Here is a 20,255-nt window from a genome sequence, read left to right as displayed (position 1 = left end):
GTTGCGTGGAACTCACTCTGCTCGGGACCGGCGCGCCTGCCGGACTGCCCCGGCCCGACTGTCCGTGCGCGGTTTGCGCCACCGCGCGCGGTGCCTCGGCGCGGGCAGCCACAGCGCTGCTCGTGGACGGGGCCCTGCTGCTCGACCTCACGCCCGGCGCCGCTCTCGCCGCCGCACGGGCGGGGCACTCCCTCGCGGGCGTACGGCAGGTGCTGCTGACACATCCGCACAACGGGCCCGCGGTCGATCTCCCGGCAGGGCTGCCGACGGCCGGGCGGGTGCCGGACGGGCAGGAGCTGACGCTCATCAGCGGGCACCGGGTGCGGGCCGTTCCCATGGACCACCCGGGCACGGGGTACGAGGTGACGGCGCCGGAGGGCGAGCGGCTGCTGTATCTCCCGCCGGGCAGCGCACCCGCGGGCCTGGCCGAGGGACTCACGGCGTACGACGCGGTCGTCGGCGACGTCGTCGGCCGCCCGGACGCCTTCGTCCGGCTGCGTGCGTCCGGGGCGATCGGCACGGCCACCGACATCATCGCGGTGCATCTGGACCACGACGTCCCCGGCGGAGGGCCCGAACTGGCCCGTCGGCTGGCGGCGGCGGGCGCGCGAGCCGTGCCGGACGGGACGACGCTGGCCGTCGGGGAGTACCACGCCGTGCCGGATCTCCCCCGCCGCACCCTGGTCACCGGCGGCGCCCGCTCGGGCAAGTCGCTGGAGGCCGAGCGCAGGCTGGAGACCTTCCCGGACGTGCTGTACGTGGCGACCGGCGGACGCCGGGACGGGGACACCGAGTGGACCTCGCGCGTCTCGCTCCACCGCGAACGCCGGCCCGGGTCGTGGCGTACCGCCGAGACCTGCGATCTCGTTCCGCTCCTCACCGAGGACGGCCCGCCGATGCTGATCGACTGTCTCTCGCTGTGGCTGACCGACGCGATGGACACCGCGGGGGCATGGGACGACGAGACGTGGGCGGCGGACGGGGAACGTGTGCTGCGGGAGCGGGCCGCCGAGCTCGTCGGAGCCGTACGGGCTACCTCGCGGACCGTCGTCGCCGTGACCAACGAGGTCGGCGGCGGTGTTGTGCCCGCCACCGCGTCAGGCCGCCGCTTCCGCGACGAACTGGGCCGCCTCAACGCCGCCTTCGCCGCCGAGTGCGAGCACGTCCTGCTTGTCGTCGCCGGCCAGGCACTGGTGCTGCGCGGCTGACGGGCGCTGCCCTCCCGGCTCAGCGCTGCCGGTACTGTTCGGCGAATGAGCAGGTTGAATCTCGACGACTTCTCCGATCTGATCGAGCGCCCCGACAGCGGTATGCGGCGTGACGCCGAGGAACGCCGGGAGCGGCTGATCGTTCCGCCCGGCTCCCTCGGCCGTCTCGACGAGCTGGGCGAGTGGCTCAGCGCCGCGCAGGCCTCCGTGCCGGTCAGGCCCATCGAGCAGCCGCGCGCCGTGCTGTTCGCCGGTGATCACGGGGTGGCCGAACTGGGCGTCTCCGGCCGCGAGTCCGGCACCGCCCACGAGCTCGTGCGCGCCACGCTGGAGGGCGCGAGCCCCCTGGCCGTGCTGGCCCGCCGGATGAGCGTGCCGGTGCGGATCGTGGACGTGGCTCTGGACTGCGACCCGGAGCTGCTGCCGTCGGAGGTCGTACGCCACCGGGTGCGGCGCGGCAGCGGCCGTATCGACATCGAGAACGCGCTGACGGTCGACGAGGCGGAGGCCGCCGTACGCCTGGGTATGGCCGTCGCCGACGAGGAGGCGGACTCCGGCACCGATCTGGTGGTGCTCGGCGATCTGAGTGTCGGCGGCACCACGCCCGCGTCCACGCTGATCGCCGCGCTGTGCGGCACGGACGCGTCGGTGGTGACCGGCCGCGGTGGCGCGGGCATCGACGACCTGGCCTGGATGCGCAAGTGCGCGGCCGTCCGTGACGCGCTGCGGCGCGCCCGGCCGGTGCTGGGCGACCAGCTGGAGCTGCTGGCCGCGGTGGGCGGCGCGGATCTGGCGGCGATCACCGGCTTCCTGCTGCAGAGCGCCGTGCGCCGGATGCCGGTCATCCTCGACGGGGTGGTTTCGGCGGCATGTGCGCTGGTGGGGCAGCGCGCGGCGTTCCGTGCGCCGGACTGGTGGCTGGCGGGCCAGGTGAGCGGTGAGCCCGCGCAGGCGAAGGCGCTGGACCGGATGGCACTCAACCCGTTGCTCGATCACGGCGTCACTGTGGGCGAAGGAACCGGGGCATTGCTCGCCCTCCCCCTCGTACAGGCGTCGGCCGCGCTCGCGGCCGAACTGCCGGAGCGTACGGAGCCGGTGGAGAGCGACTCGGACTGACGCGCCAGGTGCGGCCGCCACTCAAGGGACGGCCGCAACCTCGCCCATCTTGATACGCGATGCCCCATATCATCGCGTTTCATGGGAGAGGTCCGTTTGTCCAGCGAAGAGGCGATCCGAGGCACGAGCCGCAGCACCGACCGCTCACGGCGCAGCGCGGCGTTCGCCGTCTGGTACCTGCGTGCCGTCACGTTCATCAACCTCCTGAGCGCGGTCTGGGTCTCCCTCGGGCAGGATCTGAGACGCCACAACATCGATGACTACTTCACGCCGTACCTGCTGACCGCCGGCTTCGCCTCCGGCGCCTTCACCCTCTTCCTGGCGATCACCATGCGCCGCCGCAAGCGGGCCGCGTGGATCCTCAATTCGGTACTGGCCTGGGTCTTCCTGCTGCTCTTCGCCCTGGCGATCGCTGTCGACCCGGAGATCCGCGCCCATGCGCAGAACTGGGTCTCGCTCGTGCTGACGGCCGCCTTCGTTCTCGCGCTGGTGCTCGGACGGCGGGAGTTCTACGCGAAGGGCGACCGCTCCAACCCGAAGCTGGCCGCGGGCGTCGCCGCGGGCGGGCTGCTGGTCACCTCGCTGCTCGCCGCGGCCCTGGTCAGCGTCACCAACACCTCCAGTGGCCACTCCACCTTCCTGGAGCGCTGGCGCTACGGCGTCATGCGGCTCGTCTCGCTCGCCGGTGACGAATCCCGCTTCACCGGGATCAGCACGCCCGGCTGGGTCGACGTCACCATCAATGTCCTGTCCACGCTCCTGCTCCTCGCCGTGCTGTACGCGGCCTTCCGCTCCCGCCGGGCCGTCGACCCGCTCACCGAGGACGACGAGGAGCGGCTGCGCGCCCTGCTCGCGCGCCAGGGCGACCGGGACTCGCTGGGCTACTTCTCGTTGCGCCGCGAGAAGAGCGTGGTCTGGTCCCCGACCGGCAAGGCGGCCGTCGTCTACCGCGTGGTCGGCGGGGTCTCACTCGCCTCGGGCGACCCGATCGGCGACCCGGAGGCCTGGCCAGGAGCGATCGACCCCTGGCTGGCCGAGGCGCGCGAACACGGGTGGATCCCCGCGGTGATGGGCGCGAGCGAAGAGGCCGGCACGATCTACGCACGGCACGGCCTGGACGCGCTGGAGCTCGGCGACGAGGCGATCGTCGAGACCGACGACTTCACCCTGGACGGGCGCGCGATGCGGACCGTGCGCCAGGCCTACAACCGGGTCAAGCGCGCCGGGTACGAGGTACGGATCCGCCGCCACGAGGACATCCCTCCCGCCGAGATGGACGTCCTGGTGCAGCGGGCCGACGACTGGCGCGACGGAGCCACCGAGCGCGGCTTCTCGATGGCGCTGGGGCGGCTCGGCGATACCGCCGACGGTCGCTGCGTGATGCTCGAATGCACCGACGGCCAGGGCGCGTTGCGGGCGGTTCTGAGCTTTGTGCCCTGGGGTCCCAAGGGTCTGTCGCTCGATCTGATGCGGCGCGACCGGGACTCCGAGAACGGCTTGATGGAGTTCATGGTCATCGAGCTGCTCCAGAGTGCGAAAGAGATCGGGATCACGCAGGTCTCACTGAACTTCGCGATGTTCAGATCGGTCTTCGAACGTGGCTCGAAGCTCGGCGCCGGTCCGGTGCTGAGACTGTGGCGCTCGCTCCTCAGCTTCTTCTCCCGCTGGTGGCAGATCGAGTCGCTCTACCGGGCCAACGCCAAGTACCGACCGATCTGGGAGCCCCGATTCATGCTCTTCGAGAAGAGCGCCGACCTGTTGCGCATCGGCCTCGCCGCCGGGCGCGCCGAGGGCTTCCTGGAGGCGCCCGGTCTGCCCAAGTGGATGCACCGCAGGCATCTGGAGACCAAGCGTTGAGGAAACCGAGCGCGTTCGCGCGCCGCGAGTGGGGGCCGCTGTACGTGACCCTGCACCGGGCGCTCGTCACACGGAAGTGGCGCGCGATCCCGATGACGCTCGGGGCGGTCTTCCTGACCGCGCTCTTCCAGCTCGTGCAGAACCAGTCCTGGGGCTTCGGCCCCGTCCGCGACCTCGGCTTCGTCCAGGCCGAGGACCCGCTGTGGAGGTCGCTGCTGCGCACTCCGCTGTCGCTGTTCGTGCCCGCGCTCGATCTTCCGGTGTGGGGGGCGCTGGCCCAGGTGCTGCTGGTCCTCGGCATCGCGGAAATCTGTCTCGGCCGATGGCGGACGCTGGTGATCGCCTATGTGTCGACGCTGGCCGGGACGATATACGCACGGATCGGCATCTCGCTCGGTCCCGACGGCGTCTTCGGGCTGCCCGCGTCGGACGCCCAGATCGTCGATACGGGCCCGTCGGCGGCCGTCGTCGGTCTCGCGGTCTTCGTCTGCTGGCGCTACGGCGCCTGGTTCACGGCCGCGGTGGTGATCGTGTCGATGATCGTCGAGGTGCTGGTCAAGAACAACCTCGCCGGCAAGGAGCATCTGGCGGCGATCGCCGCGGTGCTCGCGGTGATCGGGCTCTCCTCGCTGAGGCGGCGGCGCAGGCTTCACAGGTTGCGCGCGGGCGGCCGGTCGGGCGCGCCGCCGATCAGATCATGAAACTTGCGGCGCGGCCGGTCCCAGCGGCGGTCGTGGCGGTAGGAGCGCAGCCTGGACTTGGCACGGGCCCTGGGGCGGTTGCGGTAGAACCGGCGGGACCAGGGCGAGCCCGGTCTGGCCAGCCGGATCGCCCCGAAGATCGCCACGAACGGCACGAGAATGCCGATGAGACCCATCCGCGCCTTCCCCTTGAAGAGCGTGATGATCACCAGCAGGAAGTTGACCACCAGGGTCAGTACCAGCGAGAGGCGGCTCTGGCGTTCGTCGGCGTTCACGTCCTCGACGCCGAGCGGCGAGAAGCCGCCGAGCACCAGCAGCGCCAGGGACGCGGCCAGCACCACGATCTCCACACTCTTGCGGCCCTGCTCGCTCCAGTAGACGTCGTCGAGATGGAGGATGAGCGCGAACTCGTCCAGCACGAGACCCGCGCCCATGCCGAACACGACCGCCCAGATTGCGGCGGCCGGCCCGAACCGGCTGCTGCCGACGGCCCCGAAACCGCCGATAACGATGAGGATGACGCCGGGCACCACATGGTGGATGTGTAGGCCGCCGGGGTTGACGTTCCCAAAGGGCCCCTTGCCCGCCCTGATCATCCGGGTGACCATGCGCGTGAGCAGGAACGTCAGGATGAACGAGGCCAGCGCGAGCAGCATCGGGAGCTTCCCCGGCTCGATGATGTTGCGGTAAAACCAGTGACCCATGCCACCCGCTCCCGATTTACCCGATATCCGCAATTTACCGTCACTCCGGTCCGGATACCCTGCGCGCGATGACTCCTGTGGACGGAATACGTTTCGCCTTCGGCACCCTGACCGTGCTCCCGGTCCGCGTCACACGCTGGGACCGGGACGCAGCTCGCGCCGGAATGCTGGCCGCGCCCCTGGCCGGACTGGTCGTGGGCCTCTTCGCCGCGGCCGTCGGCGGACTGGCGGCGCTGCTGGGCTCGGGCGCGCTGCTCGCGGCCGTGGCCACGGCCGCGGTGCCTGCCGCGCTCACCCGGGGCCTCCATCTGGACGGCCTCGCCGACACCGCCGACGGGCTGGGCAGCGGCAAGCCCGCCGAGGACGCACTGCGGATCATGAAGCAGTCGGACATCGGTCCGTTCGGGGTCATCACGCTGCTGTTCGTGCTGCTCGCGCAGATCGCCGCGCTGACTGCGCTGTACGAGGACGGCTGGGCGTACGGAGCGGCCGGCGCAGGGATCTCCGCGGTCACCGCCCGCCTCGCCCTCACCCTCGCCTCCCGCACGGGCGTCCCCCCGGCCCGCCCGGAGGGCCTCGGCGCGGCGGTCGCGGGGGTTGTCCCGGTACGTACGGGGCTCGCCGTCGCCGCGCTGGTCGCCGCGCTGTGCGCCGGGGCGGGCGCGCTGCTGGCCGACGCGGGTACGGCAGTGCACCAACTGCTCGCGGTCCTGGCCGCACTGGCAGGGGCCGAGCTGCTGCTGCGGCACTGTGTGCGCCGCTTCGGCGGGGTGACGGGGGACGTGTTCGGAGCGCTCGCGGAGACGGCGGCGACGGTCGCGCTGGTCGCGCTGGTGCTCGGCCGGGTTTGATCATTCAGTGACCGGCAAAGGGGCGGCCCGGCGGCCGAGCAAAGGGTCGTGACCTGACCGGGAAGGCTAGGACGCCCCGCAGGCCTCCCGCCACACCCCCAGCTCGTACTTCTTCAGCATCGAGCTGAGCTTCAGCCGCGTCGCCCCGGGACAGAATTCCTTGGTCCCCAGCTCGTACTCCACATGGAACACCGCCTTGCCCGCACGGATGAACGGCGTCAGCGCCCCGCACTCCTCGTGCTCCGCGCACTGCTCGTTGACCGCGAAGTCGAAGTCCCCCACCAGCTGCGGGATCTGGTCGAGGTCGTTCTTCAGTCCCACGGACATCCCCCGGTCGTGGGCGAGGCGGGCGATCAGACGGTTGTAGCGCAGCTGGTCCGCGGCGGTGACGGGGAAGCCGGTGCGGTTGGCGTACGCGTCCATGTTGTCGGGTTCGACCGCGTCGAATCCCTTCTCCCTGCACATGTCCATGCGCTTGGCCATCAGCGGTCCAAGGACGTCGGTGCGGCGGATGTCGAGCCAGCGCTCGCCGTCCCAGCCGTTGCCGCGGCCGAGGACCGCCTTGGGGAAGTGCCCGGCGTCCGGACGGAAGTCCTCCCAGGCGCCGGTGGAGAGATAGCAGATGACCTTGCGGCCACGGCGGTGCAGATCGGTGACCGCGGACTTCGGGTGGTCGAAGCCGTCGATGTCGTACACCGGCACGTCCACCGTGGGGTCGAGTCGGCCGCTGAGCTGCCACTGCCAGGCAAGTCCGGGCTTCGGCCGCCAGCGGCCGGGAGGCGGTTCGTCGTCCGCGGGGGCCATGCAGCCCGCGAGGACGAGCAGGAGCAGCGCGAGCGGCAGCGGCGCACGTCTCACGGCGCGGGCTCCAGGGCGTGCGGGAGCGTGCCCCACGGATGGGAACCCGCACCGGGGACGAGGCAGTGGACGGCCGAGGCGGCGCGAGCCTCGGGCGGGGCCCCGTAGACGAGGTGACAGAAGCGGTCGGGCGGGTGGGCGGCGGTCCACAGCGGGACGGCGAGACCGTGGTACTCGTCCCAGGGGCCTTCGAACGTGACGAGCAGGTCGGCGAGTTCGGCGTAGCCGGGGTCCGGGTGGACACCGTGGTTGAGGACGAGGGTTCCGGCGCCGGCCGCGCGGGCGGCGACGGCCAGGCGTCCGTAGTGGGGCAGCGCCTCGGGGTCGGCGGATGCCTGGTCGAGGAAGGCGCCGTTCGCGCCGTACCAGTCGCGGTGGCGGACAAGGTCCCGTACGACGTCGGCGTGCGGTCGCCGTCCGTAGTCCGTGTCGGCGTACCCGAGGACGCGTGTCCCGGCGGCGCGCAGCCGCTCGGCGACCGCCGCGAATGACGCGTCGCGTGCGGCGCCGGGGCCGCTGGCCGGGTTCAGCACCACCCCGTACAGCCGGGGCGCGGCGGCCACGACCGCGTCCCAGCCGTCGGGCTGTTCGACGGGATGCTCGTAGTACGGAACCAGCAGGGTCTTCACGGTGGCTTCCTCATATGCGGTGTGCGGTCGCACGGCCCAGCAGAACACAGACCAGTGCGGCCAGCAGGCCCGCCGCGACGGCGGCGGCGGCGAGTCCGACCAGCCGCGGGCTGCCGATCCCGGTGAGCAGGGCGATGGTCTGGGCGAGGGCCGCGGCGCAGCAGACGGAGGCGGCGGCGGTCACCGCGCCGAACGACTGGAGCAGCAGCCCGGTCCACAGGGTCGCGCCGATGAGCAGCAGGGTGGCCAGGCGCACCCCGCCCAGTGCGGGAGCGTGGGGCCACAGCAGCGTCCCGGCGACGGCGAAGACGAAGAGGATGGCGAGATAGGCGGCGAGGCACTCGGCGAGCACGGCGGCGGCCCCGCGCCAGAAGGCGTTCGACGTGGTGCTCGCCCGCAGTCCGGCGAGGCTGCCGCCGCGGAAGCGGTGCAGCAGCCATTCGGCGGGTCCCATGCTGAGCGTGAGCGCGACGGCGGAGGGCGCGGAGACGACGGCTCCGGGACCGCCGGCGAGGACATCGCCGAGGGCGGTGTAGAGGACGAGCAGACCGGTGCCGAGCCCGAAGAACCCGTACGGAACGGACGCCCGCAGGGGTGGGCGGGTGCTTCCGCGCTGCCCCGGCTTCCAGATGTCCCGGGGCCTGAGGCGGGTGGTCCTGGGCATGCCCCGGACCACGAGGAAGCGCGGGACGGGGATCAGCCCCAGCGCCTGGCCCGCCAGCGCCACCGACACAGCGAGGGAGAGCAGCAGCAGGCCCGTCGCGAGCGGCAGCGGCAGGTCGTGCACGAAGGCCGTGACCGATCCCGCCGTCAGCGGCAGCAGGGCGCACAGCAGTGCCCGTTCACGGCCGAGGACCAGCAGGACCGTCGCCGCCGACAGATACAGCGACTGGGCCGCCGCGAAGGCCGCGGCGGGCCACTGGCCCGGACCCGACGACACCAGCGCCGAGGTCGCCGCGGTCGCCGTGCCCAGCAGTGCTCCCGCCGGGGCGCCGGCCAGCAGTGAACGGGCCGCGGCCTCGCGGTCGCCCAGGCCCAGCCAGGAGTAGGCGCGGTGGGAGAGCGCCTGGTTCCACACCCATCCGGTGAGCGCGCCCGCGAGCAGCGGCGCGAGGCCCGCTCCCCGCAGCAGCGGTGCCCCCAGCACGTAGGCGAGGCCTGGGAGCGCAAAGACCAGTCCGCGCAGCAGACAGCCGAGCAGTCCCATGCGCCAGGGGTCGTCGGGCGTGCCCGGGGGTTCGGGGTAGGTGCGCGGTATCCGGGCGTACAGCTCCTCGGCGAGCGCGAAGGAGTCCTCGCGGCCGTAGGTCAGCCGGATGTGGTCGTCCGTCATGCCGTCCGACTCGAGGATCGCGGCGATCTCGTCCGGGTGGACGGCCGCGGCGACCAACTCCTCCAGGCGCTCGGCGAGTTCGTCGAGGGGGTCGGCGGCCCGCGCGGGCCGGTCGCGCTGCCGGGGCAGTACCGGCAGGGTGTCGACGCTCTGGCCGGGGCCCTGCCACAGCGGTCCGCTCATCCCAGTGCCCTTTCGGCCGTGTGTCCCTGCTGCCACGGGTCGGACAGTGCGCCGGTCACGACGCGGGAGTCCGGATGCTCGGGGAGTCCGGCCAGTTCGCGGTAGATGCGCCGGAAGCCGTCCACGGAGCGGCGGAGTGTGAAGCGGTCGATGACGCGCTGCCGGGCGAGCCGGCCGAGCTCGGCGCGTCGTGCCTCGTCCCGCAGCAGCCCCAGCGTCGCCTCCGCCATCACGGCGGGTTCACGCGGCGGCACCACGAGCCCGGTGTCGCCGACCGCTTCCCGTACGCCGCCCACATCCGTGGAGACGGTGGCGCGACCGCATGACATGGCCTCGATCAGCGAGAAGGGGAATCCTTCGCTGATGCTGGAGAGCAGCACCACGCTGCCCGAGGCGTAGGCGCGGGCCACATCGCTGACCCGCCCCTCCCAGGCTATGCCGTCCATGACGCCCAGGTCGGCGGCGAGTTTCTCCAGCACGGTGCGGTAGGCCTCGCCGCCCGCGGGTACTCCGCCGAACAACCGCAGCCGTACGGCGGGGAGTTCGGCCCGGACGATGGCGTACGCCCGGATCAGCGTCTCCAGGTCCTTGATCGGGTCGATGCGGCCCGCCCAGGAGATCGTCGGCACGTCCGGTTCGGGGCCGGCCTGGGGGAAGGCGTGCGGATCGACGCCGTTGTAGACGGTGCGGATACGGCCGGAGGGGGCGCCGCCCCGCTCCTCCCACCGCCGGTTGTACTGGTTGCACGGTGTTATCAGATCGGCCCGCCGGTAGCCGAGTGAGTTGAGTTCCCGGTAGAAGCCCAGCATCAGCGCCTTCACCGGCGCCCGCTGGGCCGCCACCCGGTAGCCGAGGTAGCGCTCGCGCAGATAGATGCCGTGCTCCGTCAGCAGGAACGGCACGCCCTCGAACCGCTGGGCCGCCAGCGCGGGCAGGGTGGCGAGCCCCGCGCTGACGGCGTGCGCGATCGAGTCGTCGGGTATCCGCGCCGCCAGCGGCCGCAGCGCGTGCTCCAGCAGGTCGGTGGCGGTCAGCGCGTCGTGCACGGTCGGCTGCGAGGCGGATATCTCCAGGTGCGGCATGGTCCAGATGCACGTCAGAGTCCGCAGGACGGACTCCGAGCGCATCGCCGCGGACAGCCGTCCGGCGCGGGCGAACTCGGCCAGTTCATCGAGTCCTTCGCCGAAGTCGCAGCCTGCCGACGGGTCGAGCACCGACAGCAGGAAGCGTTCGTAGACCTCGATGAGGCGGCGTCGTTCCCGCCCGCGGAGGGGCCACCGGCGCCCCGGCACCGGGCCCCAGAGCGGGAAGGCCCAGTGCCGGTAGACGTTCGGCGGCAGCTCCCAGGTGACCGGCTCACGGCCGGTGCCGGTGAGGGCGACGATATTGAAGTCGACCTCGGGCATGCCCCGTACGAGCTGGTCGCACCACGTGGACACGCCCCCGTGGACGTGCGGATAGGTCCCTTCGGTGAGCATGGTCACGTGACGGCCACCGCTCGGCATGGTGCAGTCCCCCCTGGACAGCTGGTCAGTGTGTCTCAGGCGGTCGGGAGCTTCAGCGTGACCGCCGACTGGAACAGCTCCGGTGCGGTCCAGGCCGAGCGGGTACCGGCGTAGGCACCGCCGAACACCCCGGTTCCGAGCAGCAGTTGCTTCCGGGTGCCTTCGGGCGCGGTCACGGGCGCGCTCACCCCCGAGGGCGCCTTGACGGTGACGGCGTCACCGATGCGGTACGCGGTCACCTTGCCGTCCTCGACCGCCTTGTTCCATACGGCCCGGCGCTGGAGCTCGGTACCGATGTCGCGCTGGCGCAGATTGACGACCGGGGCGCTGTCGGCGAACAGGGCCCGGTAGTCGGCCAGCACCTTGTCGAGCACCGGGTAGAGGATGCGCTCCTCGGCCAGGTTGGACTGGTGGACGTAGTGCGGACGCGGGTCGTTGGCCGTGACATGGCTCAGCGCGATACGCGCCTCCTGCGGCACGATGTACGACGCGTAGCCGCTCTGCGCGTCGAGCGGCTCGGCGAGGCAGGTGGAGGCGGCATTGGTCTCGCAGATGCCGCTGCCCCCGTCGTCCTCGGAGGTGTAGATCCAGTTGTACTCGTCGGCCATCTCGGCGGCCGTGCCGGTGTTGTAGTACACGTTCATCGGATAGCGCGGCACGGTCAGCGCCGCCCCGGCCTTGCGCTGCTGCGGTTCGCGGGAGTTGTCGCTCGCGATCCACTTCACACCGTTGTCCGACAGGGCCCCGGCGAGGTTGGGGTTGTCCTGGGGCTGCTGCGGCAGGGTCATGAGTCCGGAGTGCTCACCGGTGACCAGTTCGCTGCGGTCGACCGAGATGCCCTTGCCGGTGGCCCAGTTGTGGTTGTCGCGGATCTGGGCGGAGATGTCGGCGCGGGTCGTCCACTGGGTGTTGCCCGAGGCGTCCTTGGAGCACTGCCAGGGCACGACGGAGACGTCCTGGATGCAGCCGAGGAAGAGGTGGGTGTACGTGTGGTTGATCCAGCGGTACTGCGCCCGGTCGGCCACCAGCTGCGCGGCGAGCGCGTCGGTGCCGTCGTGCTCGGTCTTCCACTCCTCGCCGGCGCCCGCGTTGTAGACCATGTCCAGGGTGAAGCCGCTGGTCTGCTGCCACTGCTTGGCGTACTGCGCGTCCGCGGCGGTCATCCGGATGTCGGTGGTGGTCTCCTGCGAACCGTCGCCGCAGTCGATGTCACCGGGAGTGCAGTTGCGCTCGGAGTCCCAGCGGGCGTCGGGAGCGAAGACGTCGTCGACGTGCACGGTGAAGTACTGGCGGCTCTGACCGAGGTGGACGCCCTGGGTGAGCCACTCGACCATGCCGCGCGCCAGCACCCGGAACTGCCGCTGGTACTGGTTGTAGGCGAAGGTCACGACCAGTTCCTGGCGCCCGTCGTGGGCGTACTGGCCGACCAGGCTGGCGCGGGTGCCCGCCTCGTCGACGGGAGTGTCGAGGTAGCTGGTGAAGCCTTCCATCGGCTTGCCCGCGTAGCCGTAGCTCTCGGCGATCAGCGGGGAGTTGTCCTCGAAGGTGACCGGCCCGCCGAGGTACCCGAAAGGTGCCCCGGCCGCCTTCCCCGCCGCGGTGACCGCGCTTTTTGCGCCATCCAGCACGCCCGCGTAGCCGCCGTTGTCCGTGTACTCAAGGCCTACGCCGGGGTGCGCCCAGGTGTAGGCGTCGACCTGGCGGATGCCGAAGGTCTTCTCGTACGCGAAGAGTGCTTCGTTCTCCGCAGCCCCGGCGGCCGAGGACGCGCCGAAGGGGTCCTCGTCGGGGACGACGACACCCTGGAACTTCGCGCGCGGCCGTCCGCCGACGGTGTCGCTGAGGAACGCGGCGTTGACCGTCGGCCGCGCCGGGTCGTCCAGCCGCAGCGTGCGGTAGGGCACTCCGATGCCCTTGAGCTCGGCGACGATCGCCTCGACCGCGCCACCTCCGTCGTCGACGACGAGCACCGTCAGATCGATCCGCGGCGCCGTGGCGGCCGCCGCGCCCGATGCCGGAGCGACGGTCGACAGCACTCCGGCGGCCAGCAGCGCGGCCGCGGCTCTGCCCGCGCGCGTTCGGTACAGACTCATGTGGTTCCCCCCTCACACGGTCTCTCTGCACACGCGAAGCGTGAGGAGGACCTGTGGAGATAACGCAAAAGAGCCCCTCGCTCTCTTGCCTGAATGGAGCGAGTGTGACTCACGTCTCGTAGCTTGTGAGCCAAACGTGTAAGAGACGCCACGGACGAGTGAATTACTGCCCCCGTCGGCGAGACATGCCGCCGCGCGTAGGCTCTGTTCCGGCGTGGGATGTCGATCCATCCCCTCCACGGCCCCGGATACGGCCCCGGAACTCAACGGAAGCGAGAATTCACCACCGTGACTGCTCTCACTCTCAGCACCGCCGGCGCGGCAACGCTCCGCGCCGACGCCCTTGTCGTCGGCGTCGCGAAGGGCGCCAAGGGCCCGGTCGTCGCGCCGGGCGCCGAGGCCGTGGACAAGGCGTTCGACGGAAAGCTCGCCGCTGTCCTGGAGACCCTCGGTGCCACCGGTGCCGAGGGCGAGGTGACCAAGCTCCCCGCTCCCTCCTCGCTCAAGACGCCGGTCGTTCTTGCGGTCGGCCTCGGCCCTGTCCCCGAGAAGGACGGGGCGTACGCCGCCGAGTCGCTGCGCCGCGCCGCGGGCTCCGCCGCCCGCGCGCTGGCCGGCGCGAAGAAGGCCGCGTTCGCCCTTCCGGTCGAGGCATCCGAGGACGCGGAGGCGATCGCCGAGGGCGCGCTGCTCGGCGCGTACGCCTTCACCGCCTACCAGGGCGGCGAGAAGGGCGGCGAGAAGGGCGCCAAGAACAGCAACGGCAAGCAGCCGCTCGGCGAGGTCGCCCTGCTCGGAGCGAAGCCGCGCGACAAGGCGTACAAGGCCGCCGCCGAGCGTGCGATCGCCCTCACCGAGGAGATCAACCGCGCCCGCGACCTGATCAACACCCCGCCGAACGACCTCACCCCCGAGGCCTTCGCCGCCGTGGCCAGCGCCGCCGGCAAGGAGCACGGCATCAAGGTGCAGGTCCTCGACGAGAAGGCGCTCCTCAAGGGCGGCTTCGGCGGCATCCTCGGTGTCGGCCAGGGTTCGCAGAACCCGCCGCGCCTGGTGAAGCTCTCCTACACCCACTCCAAGGCGGCCAAGACGCTCGCCCTGGTCGGCAAGGGCATCACGTACGACTCGGGCGGCATCTCGCTCAAGCCGGCCGGCCACAACGAGACGATGAAGTGCGACATGAGCGGCGCCGCCGCGGTGTTCGCCGCGGTCGTCGCGGCTGCCCGTCTGGGCCTCGCCGTCAATGTCACCGGCTGGCTCGCGCTCGCCGAGAACATGCCGTCGGGCTCGGCCACCCGCCCCGGCGACGTGCTGCGCATGTACAGCGGCAAGACGGTCGAGGTCCTCAACACCGACGCCGAGGGCCGTCTTGTCCTGGGTGACGCGCTCACCCGGGCGTCCGAGGAGAACCCGGACGCGATCGTCGACGTGGCGACACTGACCGGCGCGATGGTGATGGCGCTGGGAAACCGCACCTTCGGCATCATGGCGAACGACGACGCCTTCCGTACCTCGATCCACGAGATCGCGGAGGAGGTCGGCGAGCAGTCCTGGCCGATGCCGCTCCCCGGCGACCTGCGCAAGGGCATGGACTCCCCGACCGCCGACATCGCGAACATGGGCGAGCGGATGGGCGGCGGCCTGGTGGCCGGCCTGTTCCTGAAGGAGTTCGTGGGCGAGGGCATCACCTGGGCGCACCTGGACATCGCGGGCCCCGCCTTCCACGAGGGCGCGCCGTTCGGCTACACCCCCAAGGGCGGCACCGGCTCCGCGGTCCGCACACTGGTCAAGCTGGCCGAGCGAACCGCTGACGGCGACCTGGGCTGAGTCCTGTACCACTGACGGCCCCGGGCATATGTTCGGGGCCGTCCGTGTTGTCCCGATCGATTTCTGCGAATTACGTACATTCGTACGGACCAGTAACCCGTCAGGGCGGTTTATCAGCCGTCCCATACCCCGGCCCCGCGTCCCGCCGCCCGTCAACAAGTGCGAAGATGGGTTCTCGGCAGGACAGGGCCCCCACCACAGGGCCGAAAATACAGCGGCCGAACACCAGCCGCCGCCCGGTCATCGAGGACCGGCGACCGGCGCACATGCATGGAGGACGTGACGTGGCGAACGACGCCAGCACCGTTTTCGACCTAGTGATCCTCGGCGGTGGTAGCGGCGGTTACGCTGCGGCGCTGCGCGGAGCTCAGCTGGGCCTCGACGTCGCCCTGATCGAGAAGGGCAAGGTCGGCGGCACCTGCCTGCACAACGGATGCATTCCCACGAAGGCGCTGCTGCACGCCGGCGAGATCGCCGACCAGGCTCGTGAGGCCGGCCAGTTCGGCGTCAAGGCCACCTTCGAGGGCATCGACATCGAGGCCGTCCACAAGTACAAGGACGACGTGATCTCGGGACTCTACAAGGGTCTCCAGGGTCTGATCGCCTCCCGCAAGGTCACCTACATCGAGGGTGAGGGCCGGCTGTCCTCCCCCACCTCCGTCGACGTGAACGGCCAGCGTGTCCAGGGCCGCCACGTCCTCCTCGCCACCGGCTCCGTACCGAAGTCGCTGCCGGGCCTGGAGATCGACGGCAACCGCATCATCTCCTCGGACCACGCGCTGACGCTGGACCGCGTCCCGCAGTCCGCCATCGTGCTGGGCGGCGGCGTCATCGGCGTCGAGTTCGCCTCCGCGTGGAAGTCCTTCGGCTCCGAGGTCACCGTCATCGAGGGCCTGAAGCACCTGGTCCCGGTCGAGGACGAGGACAGCTCCAAGCTTCTTGAGCGCGCGTTCCGCAAGCGCGGCATCAAGTTCAACATCGGCACCTTCTTCGAGAAGGCCGAGTACACCGACAACGGCGTACGCGTCACCCTCGCCGACGGCAAGACCTTCGAGGCCGAGGTACTGCTGGTCGCCGTCGGCCGCGGCCCGGTCTCCGCCGGTCTCGGGTACGACGAGCAGGGCGTCGCGATGGACCGCGGCTACGTCCTGGTCGACGAGTACATGCAGACGAACGTCCCCACGATCTCCGCGGTCGGCGACCTCGTCCCGACCCTCCAGCTCGCGCACGTCGGCTTCGCCGAGGGCATGCTGGTGGCAGAGCGCCTGGCCGGTCTCAAGACCGTCCCGATCGACTACGACGGCGTGCCCCGGGTGACGTACTGCCACCCCGAGGTCGCCTCCGTGGGCATCACCGAGGCGAAGGCCAAGGAGATCTACGGCGCGGACAAGGTCGTCGCTCTCAAGTACAGCCTGGCGGGCAACGGCAAGAGCAAGATCCTCAAGACCGCGGGCGAGATCAAGCTCGTCCAGGTCAAGGACGGTGCCGTGGTCGGCGTCCACATGGTCGGTGACCGTATGGGCGAGCAGGTCGGCGAAGCCCAGCTGATCTACAACTGGGAGGCGCTGCCGGCCGAGGTCGCGCAGCTCATCCATGCCCACCCGACGCAGAACGAGGCGCTCGGCGAGGCCCACCTGGCACTCGCGGGCAAGCCCCTGCACGCCCACGACTAGTCCCTCGGGCGCGACGACCACTTCCGCACATTCGTTAGGAGCAACAGAAACCATGTCGGTTTCCGTAACCCTTCCGGCGCTCGGCGAGAGCGTCACCGAGGGCACCGTCACACGCTGGCTGAAGGCCGAGGGCGAGCGCGTCGAGGCCGACGAGCCGCTGCTCGAGGTGTCGACCGACAAGGTCGACACCGAGATCCCGGCTCCCGCCTCGGGCATCCTCGCGTCCATCAAGGTCGCCGAGGACGAGACCGTCGAGGTCGGCGCCGAGCTGGCGATCATCGACGACGGCAGCGGCGGGGCGGCTGCCGCCCCGGCACCTGCCGCCGCCGAGGCCCAGACCGTCGTCGCCGAGACCCCGGCCACACCGGCTCCGGTCGCCGAGGCCCCCGCGGCCCCGGCTGCGGCTCCGGCCGGCGGCGCCACCGGCACCGACGTCGTCCTTCCCGCGCTCGGCGAGAGCGTCACCGAGGGCACCGTCACACGCTGGCTGAAGCAGGTCGGCGAGAGCGTGGAGGAGGACGAGCCGCTGCTCGAGGTCTCCACGGACAAGGTCGACACCGAGATCCCGGCCCCGTCCGCCGGTGTGCTGCTCGAGATCGTCGTCGGCGAGGACGAGACCGCTGAGGTCGGCGCGAAGCTGGCCGTGATCGGTGCCCCGGGTGCCGCTCCGGCCGCCGCTCCCGCGCCCGCCGCCCCGGCCGCTGCCCCCGCCGCGCCTCCGGCGCTGCCCGCCCCGGCCCCGGCTGCCCCTGTGGCTCCCGCTGCCCCGGCCGCGCCTGCCGCTCCGGCTCCGGTCGCCGCTGCTCCGGCTGCTCCCGCCCCGGCTGCTCCGGCTCCGGTCACCCCGGCTCCGGCGGCACCGGCCGCGCCCGCCGCCGTCGACGCGGGCGACGCGTACGTGACCCCCCTGGTCCGTAAGCTCGCCGCCGAGAACGGCGTGAACCTGGCCTCGGTCAAGGGCACGGGCGTCGGTGGCCGTATCCGCAAGCAGGACGTCATCGCCGCCGCGGAGGCCGCCAAGGCCGCCGCCCCGGCACCGGCCGCGGCTGCTCCGGCCGCCGCTTCGAAGGCCCCTGCCCTTGAGGCGTCCCCGCTGCGCGGGCAGACCGTCAAGATGACGCGCATGCGCAAGGTCATCGGCGACAACATGATGAAGGCCCTGCACACGCAGGCCCAGCTGACCTCGGTCGTCGAGGCCGACATCACCAAGCTGATGAAGCTGCGCAACCGGGCCAAGGACTCCTTCGCCGCCCGCGAGGGCGTCAAGCTGTCCCCGATGCCGTTCTTCGTCAAGGCGGCGGCCCAGGCGCTGAAGGCCCACCCGGTCATCAACGCCCGGATCAACGAGGACGAGGGCACCATCACGTACTTCGACTCGGAGAACATCGGCATCGCCGTCGACTCCGAGAAGGGACTGATGACGCCGGTCATCAAGGGTGCGGGCGACCTGAACCTCGCCGGCATCTCGAAGGCCACCGCCGATCTGGCGGCCAAGGTCCGCGGTAACAAGATCACCCCGGACGAGCTGTCCGGCGCGACCTTCACCATCAGCAACACCGGCTCGCGCGGCGCGCTCTTCGACACGGTCATCGTGCCGCCGAACCAGGCCGCCATCCTGGGCATCGGAGCCACCGTCAAGCGTCCGGCGGTCATCGAGACCGCCGAGGGCACCGTCATCGGCGTCCGCGACATGACGTACCTCTCGCTCTCCTACGACCACCGCCTGGTGGACGGCGCCGACGCGGCCCGCTACCTGACGGCCGTCAAGGCGATCCTTGAGGCCGGCGAGTTCGAGGTCGAGCTCGGCCTGTAAGGCTCACCGTCAACGCGCGTGCCCCTGTCCCGGATCGCTCCGGGACAGGGGCACGCGCGTTACCGCGGCGTCAGAGAGCCTCACCCTTGAGGGCGTCCACGAACGCCTCCCACCCCCGCGCGCCGAACACCAGGGCGGGGCCGTGGGGGCACTTGCTGTCCCGGACGGGCAGGACGCCGACGAAGCCGTCGGCCACCTCGACGCACGCTCCGCCTTCACCGTTGCTGTACGACGACTTCCGCCATGTGCCCGCGATCTCTACGACCTGGCTGCTCATCATGTTGTGTAGTCCTTCGCCACCGACTCGATCAGGGAGAGGGACGCCTTCGGCGACAACGCGGCGGCCCTGACGTGATCGTATGACCTCTGAAACTTGGTCACCAGCGCCGGTGCGTCAATGAGTTGGCCCGTAAATGCGCCCTCGGTGTAGACGACCGCGGGGGCATCGGAGAAGGTCATGACGATGGTCGTGCCGTACATCAGGGCACTCGGGCCGGACGAGAACGGCAGCACCTGCACGATGACCCGGTGCTGGTGACGGGCTCGCGCCACAAGATGCGCAAGCTGCTGCCGCATCACTGCCGGATCGTCCACGGGCATGCGCAGGGCAGCCTCGTGCACCACCAACCACAGCTCCGGTCCCTCCGGACTGTCGAGGCGCGCTGCCCGCTCCATCCGCGCCACCACGTGCTGCTCCACCACCTCGTCCGGTGCGAAGGGCAGCGTCGCCCGTGTGATGCCGCGTGCGTACGCCGCTGTCTGGAGCAGTCCGGGCACCAGCATCGGCGTGTATTCGCTGATCGTCCTCGCTTCCTTCTCCAACTCGGCCGCGTCCGCGAAGTAGTCCGGATGCCTGGACTCCTGCGCCAGCCGGCACAGCCGCTGAAAGTGCTCCCCCGTCCCCAGCACCCCGTCCAGCAGCTTCGACAGCTCCGCCTGCGGCCGTCTCGCCGCCGCCTCGAAGAAGCCGATGTACGCCCCGGAGCAGAACACCCGCTCCCCCAACTGCTCCTGCGACAGCCCCGCTTGCTCCCGCAGGCGCCGCAGTTCGGCACCGTAGAACGACCTCGGTGATGTGTACGGGTCCAGATCCTTCGCACCGGGCATGGCCGACTTCCTTCCCACGCGCACCCGCGCGGCAGCGAGACTGATCGGTCGACGAGCCTAGCCGCGCCCCGTCACGCTCCGCTCACGAATCGTGACATCGGGTCCGCCCTCGGGGTAGCGGGGGTCCCCTCCGGTAACCTCGGCCCCGCCACCCCGTAAGGAGCTTCCATGACCCCGCCCGTCGTCCACTCGCTGCGCGAACAGATCCGCGAGCACATCGTGGAGGGGATCGTCAGCGGTCGTTGGAAGCCCGGCGAGCGGATCGTCGAACGGCGGATCGCGACCGAACTCCAGGTCTCCCAGACTCCCGTGCGTGAGGCCCTGCGGGAGCTGGAGAGCCTGCGTCTGATCGAGTCGGCGCCCAACAAGGGCGTACGCGTACGGAATCTAACCGCCGCCGATCTGGAGGAGAGCTACCCCGTGCGGGCCGGTCTTGAGCAGATCGCGGCCGAACTGGCGGCAGGCCGGCTGGCCGAGGACTGCTCCGCACTGGAGCCGCATGTCGCGGCGCTGTACGAGGCGGACCGGAACGCGGACTCGGCCGCGCAGGTGCGGCACACGGTCGCCTTCCACCGGGAGCTGGTACGGGCCGCCGGGAACGGCGTGCTGCTGCACACCTGGGAGGGGCTGGGCATCGAGGTGTTCACGGCGCTGTCGATCCGCTGGCTGGGGACGGTGCAGAAGTCGTACGCCGAGGAGCACGAGGCGCTGGTGGAAGCGTTCCGGCGGCGCGACCCGGAGATCGGCTCCCTGGTGAAGGCGCACGTCCTCGGCTGCGCACCCCGGGCCTGAGGCCG

17 protein-coding genes are annotated in these 20,255 nt (G+C 71.1%); 9 read left to right on the top strand and 8 right to left on the bottom strand.

Features of this window, described 5'->3' with window-relative positions:
- Positions 1 to 5: 5 nt before the first annotated feature.
- From OG293_RS26750 to OG293_RS26735, 4 genes are all read left to right on the top strand, one after another.
- Positions 6 to 1,208: a bifunctional adenosylcobinamide kinase/adenosylcobinamide-phosphate guanylyltransferase gene (locus OG293_RS26750; RefSeq protein ID WP_406001323.1), complete on the top strand. Its 1,203-nt coding sequence runs from the start codon at positions 6 to 8 to the stop codon at positions 1,206 to 1,208.
- Positions 1,209 to 1,262: 54 nt separating this feature from the next.
- A complete protein-coding gene (cobT, locus tag OG293_RS26745) occupies positions 1,263 to 2,324 on the top strand; it encodes a nicotinate-nucleotide--dimethylbenzimidazole phosphoribosyltransferase (RefSeq protein ID WP_406003720.1) in 1,062 nt (353 codons plus the stop codon).
- A gap of 81 nt (positions 2,325 to 2,405) precedes the next feature.
- A complete protein-coding gene (locus OG293_RS26740; protein WP_406001322.1) occupies positions 2,406 to 4,181 on the top strand; it encodes a phosphatidylglycerol lysyltransferase domain-containing protein in 1,776 nt (591 codons plus the stop codon).
- A complete protein-coding gene (locus OG293_RS26735; protein ID WP_406001321.1) occupies positions 4,178 to 4,882 on the top strand; it encodes a hypothetical protein in 705 nt (234 codons plus the stop codon). Before OG293_RS26740 ends, OG293_RS26735 begins: the two co-directional genes overlap by 4 nt.
- Here OG293_RS26735 and OG293_RS26730 read toward each other — a convergent pair.
- On the bottom strand, positions 4,831 to 5,586 hold the full coding sequence (locus tag OG293_RS26730; protein ID WP_406001320.1) for a hypothetical protein: 756 nt from the start codon (positions 5,584 to 5,586) through the stop codon (positions 4,831 to 4,833). The two genes, OG293_RS26735 and OG293_RS26730, sit on opposite strands and share 52 nt — an antisense overlap.
- A gap of 68 nt (positions 5,587 to 5,654) precedes the next feature.
- Between OG293_RS26730 and cobS the strand changes: the two genes are divergently transcribed.
- On the top strand, positions 5,655 to 6,437 hold the full coding sequence (gene cobS, locus OG293_RS26725) for an adenosylcobinamide-GDP ribazoletransferase (protein WP_406001319.1): 783 nt from the start codon (positions 5,655 to 5,657) through the stop codon (positions 6,435 to 6,437).
- A 66-nt stretch (positions 6,438 to 6,503) separates the two neighbouring features.
- Here the strand turns inward: cobS and OG293_RS26720 are convergent, their stop codons facing one another.
- The 5 genes from OG293_RS26720 to OG293_RS26700 are packed head-to-tail and all read right to left on the bottom strand — an operon-like array spanning position 6,504 to position 13,038.
- Complete coding sequence (locus OG293_RS26720; RefSeq protein ID WP_406001318.1) at positions 6,504 to 7,295, bottom strand: endo alpha-1,4 polygalactosaminidase; 792 nt, start codon at positions 7,293 to 7,295, stop codon at positions 6,504 to 6,506.
- Entirely contained in the window at positions 7,292 to 7,924 is a 633-nt protein-coding gene (locus OG293_RS26715) for a spherulation-specific family 4 protein (RefSeq protein ID WP_406001317.1), read from the bottom strand. Before OG293_RS26715 ends, OG293_RS26720 begins: the two co-directional genes overlap by 4 nt.
- A gap of 10 nt (positions 7,925 to 7,934) precedes the next feature.
- Complete coding sequence (locus OG293_RS26710) at positions 7,935 to 9,440, bottom strand: hypothetical protein (protein ID WP_406001316.1); 1,506 nt, start codon at positions 9,438 to 9,440, stop codon at positions 7,935 to 7,937.
- Positions 9,437 to 10,945: a GT4 family glycosyltransferase PelF gene (gene pelF, locus OG293_RS26705; protein WP_406001315.1), complete on the bottom strand. Its 1,509-nt coding sequence runs from the start codon at positions 10,943 to 10,945 to the stop codon at positions 9,437 to 9,439. Before pelF ends, OG293_RS26710 begins: the two co-directional genes overlap by 4 nt.
- A 35-nt stretch (positions 10,946 to 10,980) precedes the next feature.
- The gene (locus OG293_RS26700; RefSeq protein ID WP_406001314.1) at positions 10,981 to 13,038 is read right to left on the bottom strand and encodes a hypothetical protein; all 2,058 of its coding nucleotides are present in this window, start codon (positions 13,036 to 13,038) and stop codon (positions 10,981 to 10,983) included.
- Between the two features lie 288 nt (positions 13,039 to 13,326).
- Here OG293_RS26700 and OG293_RS26695 point away from each other — a divergent pair, with 288 nt between their 5' ends.
- The 3 genes from OG293_RS26695 to sucB all read left to right on the top strand — a co-directional run bounded on the left by OG293_RS26695 (position 13,327) and on the right by sucB (position 18,351).
- Positions 13,327 to 14,865, top strand: coding sequence for a leucyl aminopeptidase (locus tag OG293_RS26695; protein ID WP_406001313.1), 1,539 nt, complete (start codon positions 13,327 to 13,329; stop codon positions 14,863 to 14,865).
- Positions 14,866 to 15,149: 284 nt separating this feature from the next.
- A complete protein-coding gene (lpdA, locus tag OG293_RS26690; RefSeq protein WP_406001312.1) occupies positions 15,150 to 16,538 on the top strand; it encodes a dihydrolipoyl dehydrogenase in 1,389 nt (462 codons plus the stop codon).
- A gap of 52 nt (positions 16,539 to 16,590) precedes the next feature.
- Positions 16,591 to 18,351 (top strand): 2-oxoglutarate dehydrogenase, E2 component, dihydrolipoamide succinyltransferase, encoded by a 1,761-nt coding sequence (sucB, locus tag OG293_RS26685; RefSeq protein ID WP_406001311.1) that lies wholly within the window; start codon positions 16,591 to 16,593, stop codon positions 18,349 to 18,351.
- 70 nt (positions 18,352 to 18,421) lie between these two features.
- On the opposite strand, the gene OG293_RS26680 is transcribed toward sucB, so the two are convergent.
- Together OG293_RS26680 and OG293_RS26675 are read right to left on the bottom strand one after the other, a co-directional pair.
- Positions 18,422 to 18,631: a DUF397 domain-containing protein gene (locus OG293_RS26680; protein ID WP_406001310.1), complete on the bottom strand. Its 210-nt coding sequence runs from the start codon at positions 18,629 to 18,631 to the stop codon at positions 18,422 to 18,424.
- Positions 18,628 to 19,458: a helix-turn-helix transcriptional regulator gene (locus OG293_RS26675; protein WP_406001309.1), complete on the bottom strand. Its 831-nt coding sequence runs from the start codon at positions 19,456 to 19,458 to the stop codon at positions 18,628 to 18,630. The genes OG293_RS26680 and OG293_RS26675 overlap by 4 nt, the downstream gene beginning before the upstream one ends.
- Positions 19,459 to 19,626: 168 nt before the next feature.
- On the opposite strand from OG293_RS26675, the gene OG293_RS26670 reads away from it, so the two are divergent.
- Complete coding sequence (locus OG293_RS26670; RefSeq protein ID WP_406001308.1) at positions 19,627 to 20,250, top strand: GntR family transcriptional regulator; 624 nt, start codon at positions 19,627 to 19,629, stop codon at positions 20,248 to 20,250.
- The last annotated feature ends 5 nt before the right edge of the window (positions 20,251 to 20,255 follow it).

The sequence above is a fragment of the Streptomyces sp. NBC_00829 genome (genome assembly GCF_045161795.1).
GTDB lineage: Bacteria > Actinomycetota > Actinomycetes > Streptomycetales > Streptomycetaceae > Streptomyces.
Note: the sequence above shows the minus strand (reverse complement) of the source record. Positions and strands in the feature narration are given on the sequence as shown.

Excerpts from the sequence above, each read along its gene's own strand:
- pelF (WP_406001315.1), bottom strand. The coding sequence starts at position 10,945 with ATGCCGAGCGGTGGCCGTCACGTGACCATGCTCACCGAAGGGACCTAT.
- OG293_RS26700 (WP_406001314.1), bottom strand. The coding sequence starts at position 13,038 with ATGAGTCTGTACCGAACGCGCGCGGGCAGAGCCGCGGCCGCGCTGCTG.
- OG293_RS26670 (WP_406001308.1), top strand. The coding sequence starts at position 19,627 with ATGACCCCGCCCGTCGTCCACTCGCTGCGCGAACAGATCCGCGAGCAC.
- cobS (WP_406001319.1), top strand. The coding sequence starts at position 5,655 with ATGACTCCTGTGGACGGAATACGTTTCGCCTTCGGCACCCTGACCGTG.
- OG293_RS26740 (WP_406001322.1), top strand. The coding sequence starts at position 2,406 with ATGGGAGAGGTCCGTTTGTCCAGCGAAGAGGCGATCCGAGGCACGAGC.
- OG293_RS26680 (WP_406001310.1), bottom strand. The coding sequence starts at position 18,631 with ATGATGAGCAGCCAGGTCGTAGAGATCGCGGGCACATGGCGGAAGTCG.
- OG293_RS26675 (WP_406001309.1), bottom strand. The coding sequence starts at position 19,458 with ATGCCCGGTGCGAAGGATCTGGACCCGTACACATCACCGAGGTCGTTC.
- OG293_RS26710 (WP_406001316.1), bottom strand. The coding sequence starts at position 9,440 with ATGAGCGGACCGCTGTGGCAGGGCCCCGGCCAGAGCGTCGACACCCTG.
- sucB (WP_406001311.1), top strand. The coding sequence starts at position 16,591 with ATGTCGGTTTCCGTAACCCTTCCGGCGCTCGGCGAGAGCGTCACCGAG.
- OG293_RS26730 (WP_406001320.1), bottom strand. The coding sequence starts at position 5,586 with ATGGGTCACTGGTTTTACCGCAACATCATCGAGCCGGGGAAGCTCCCG.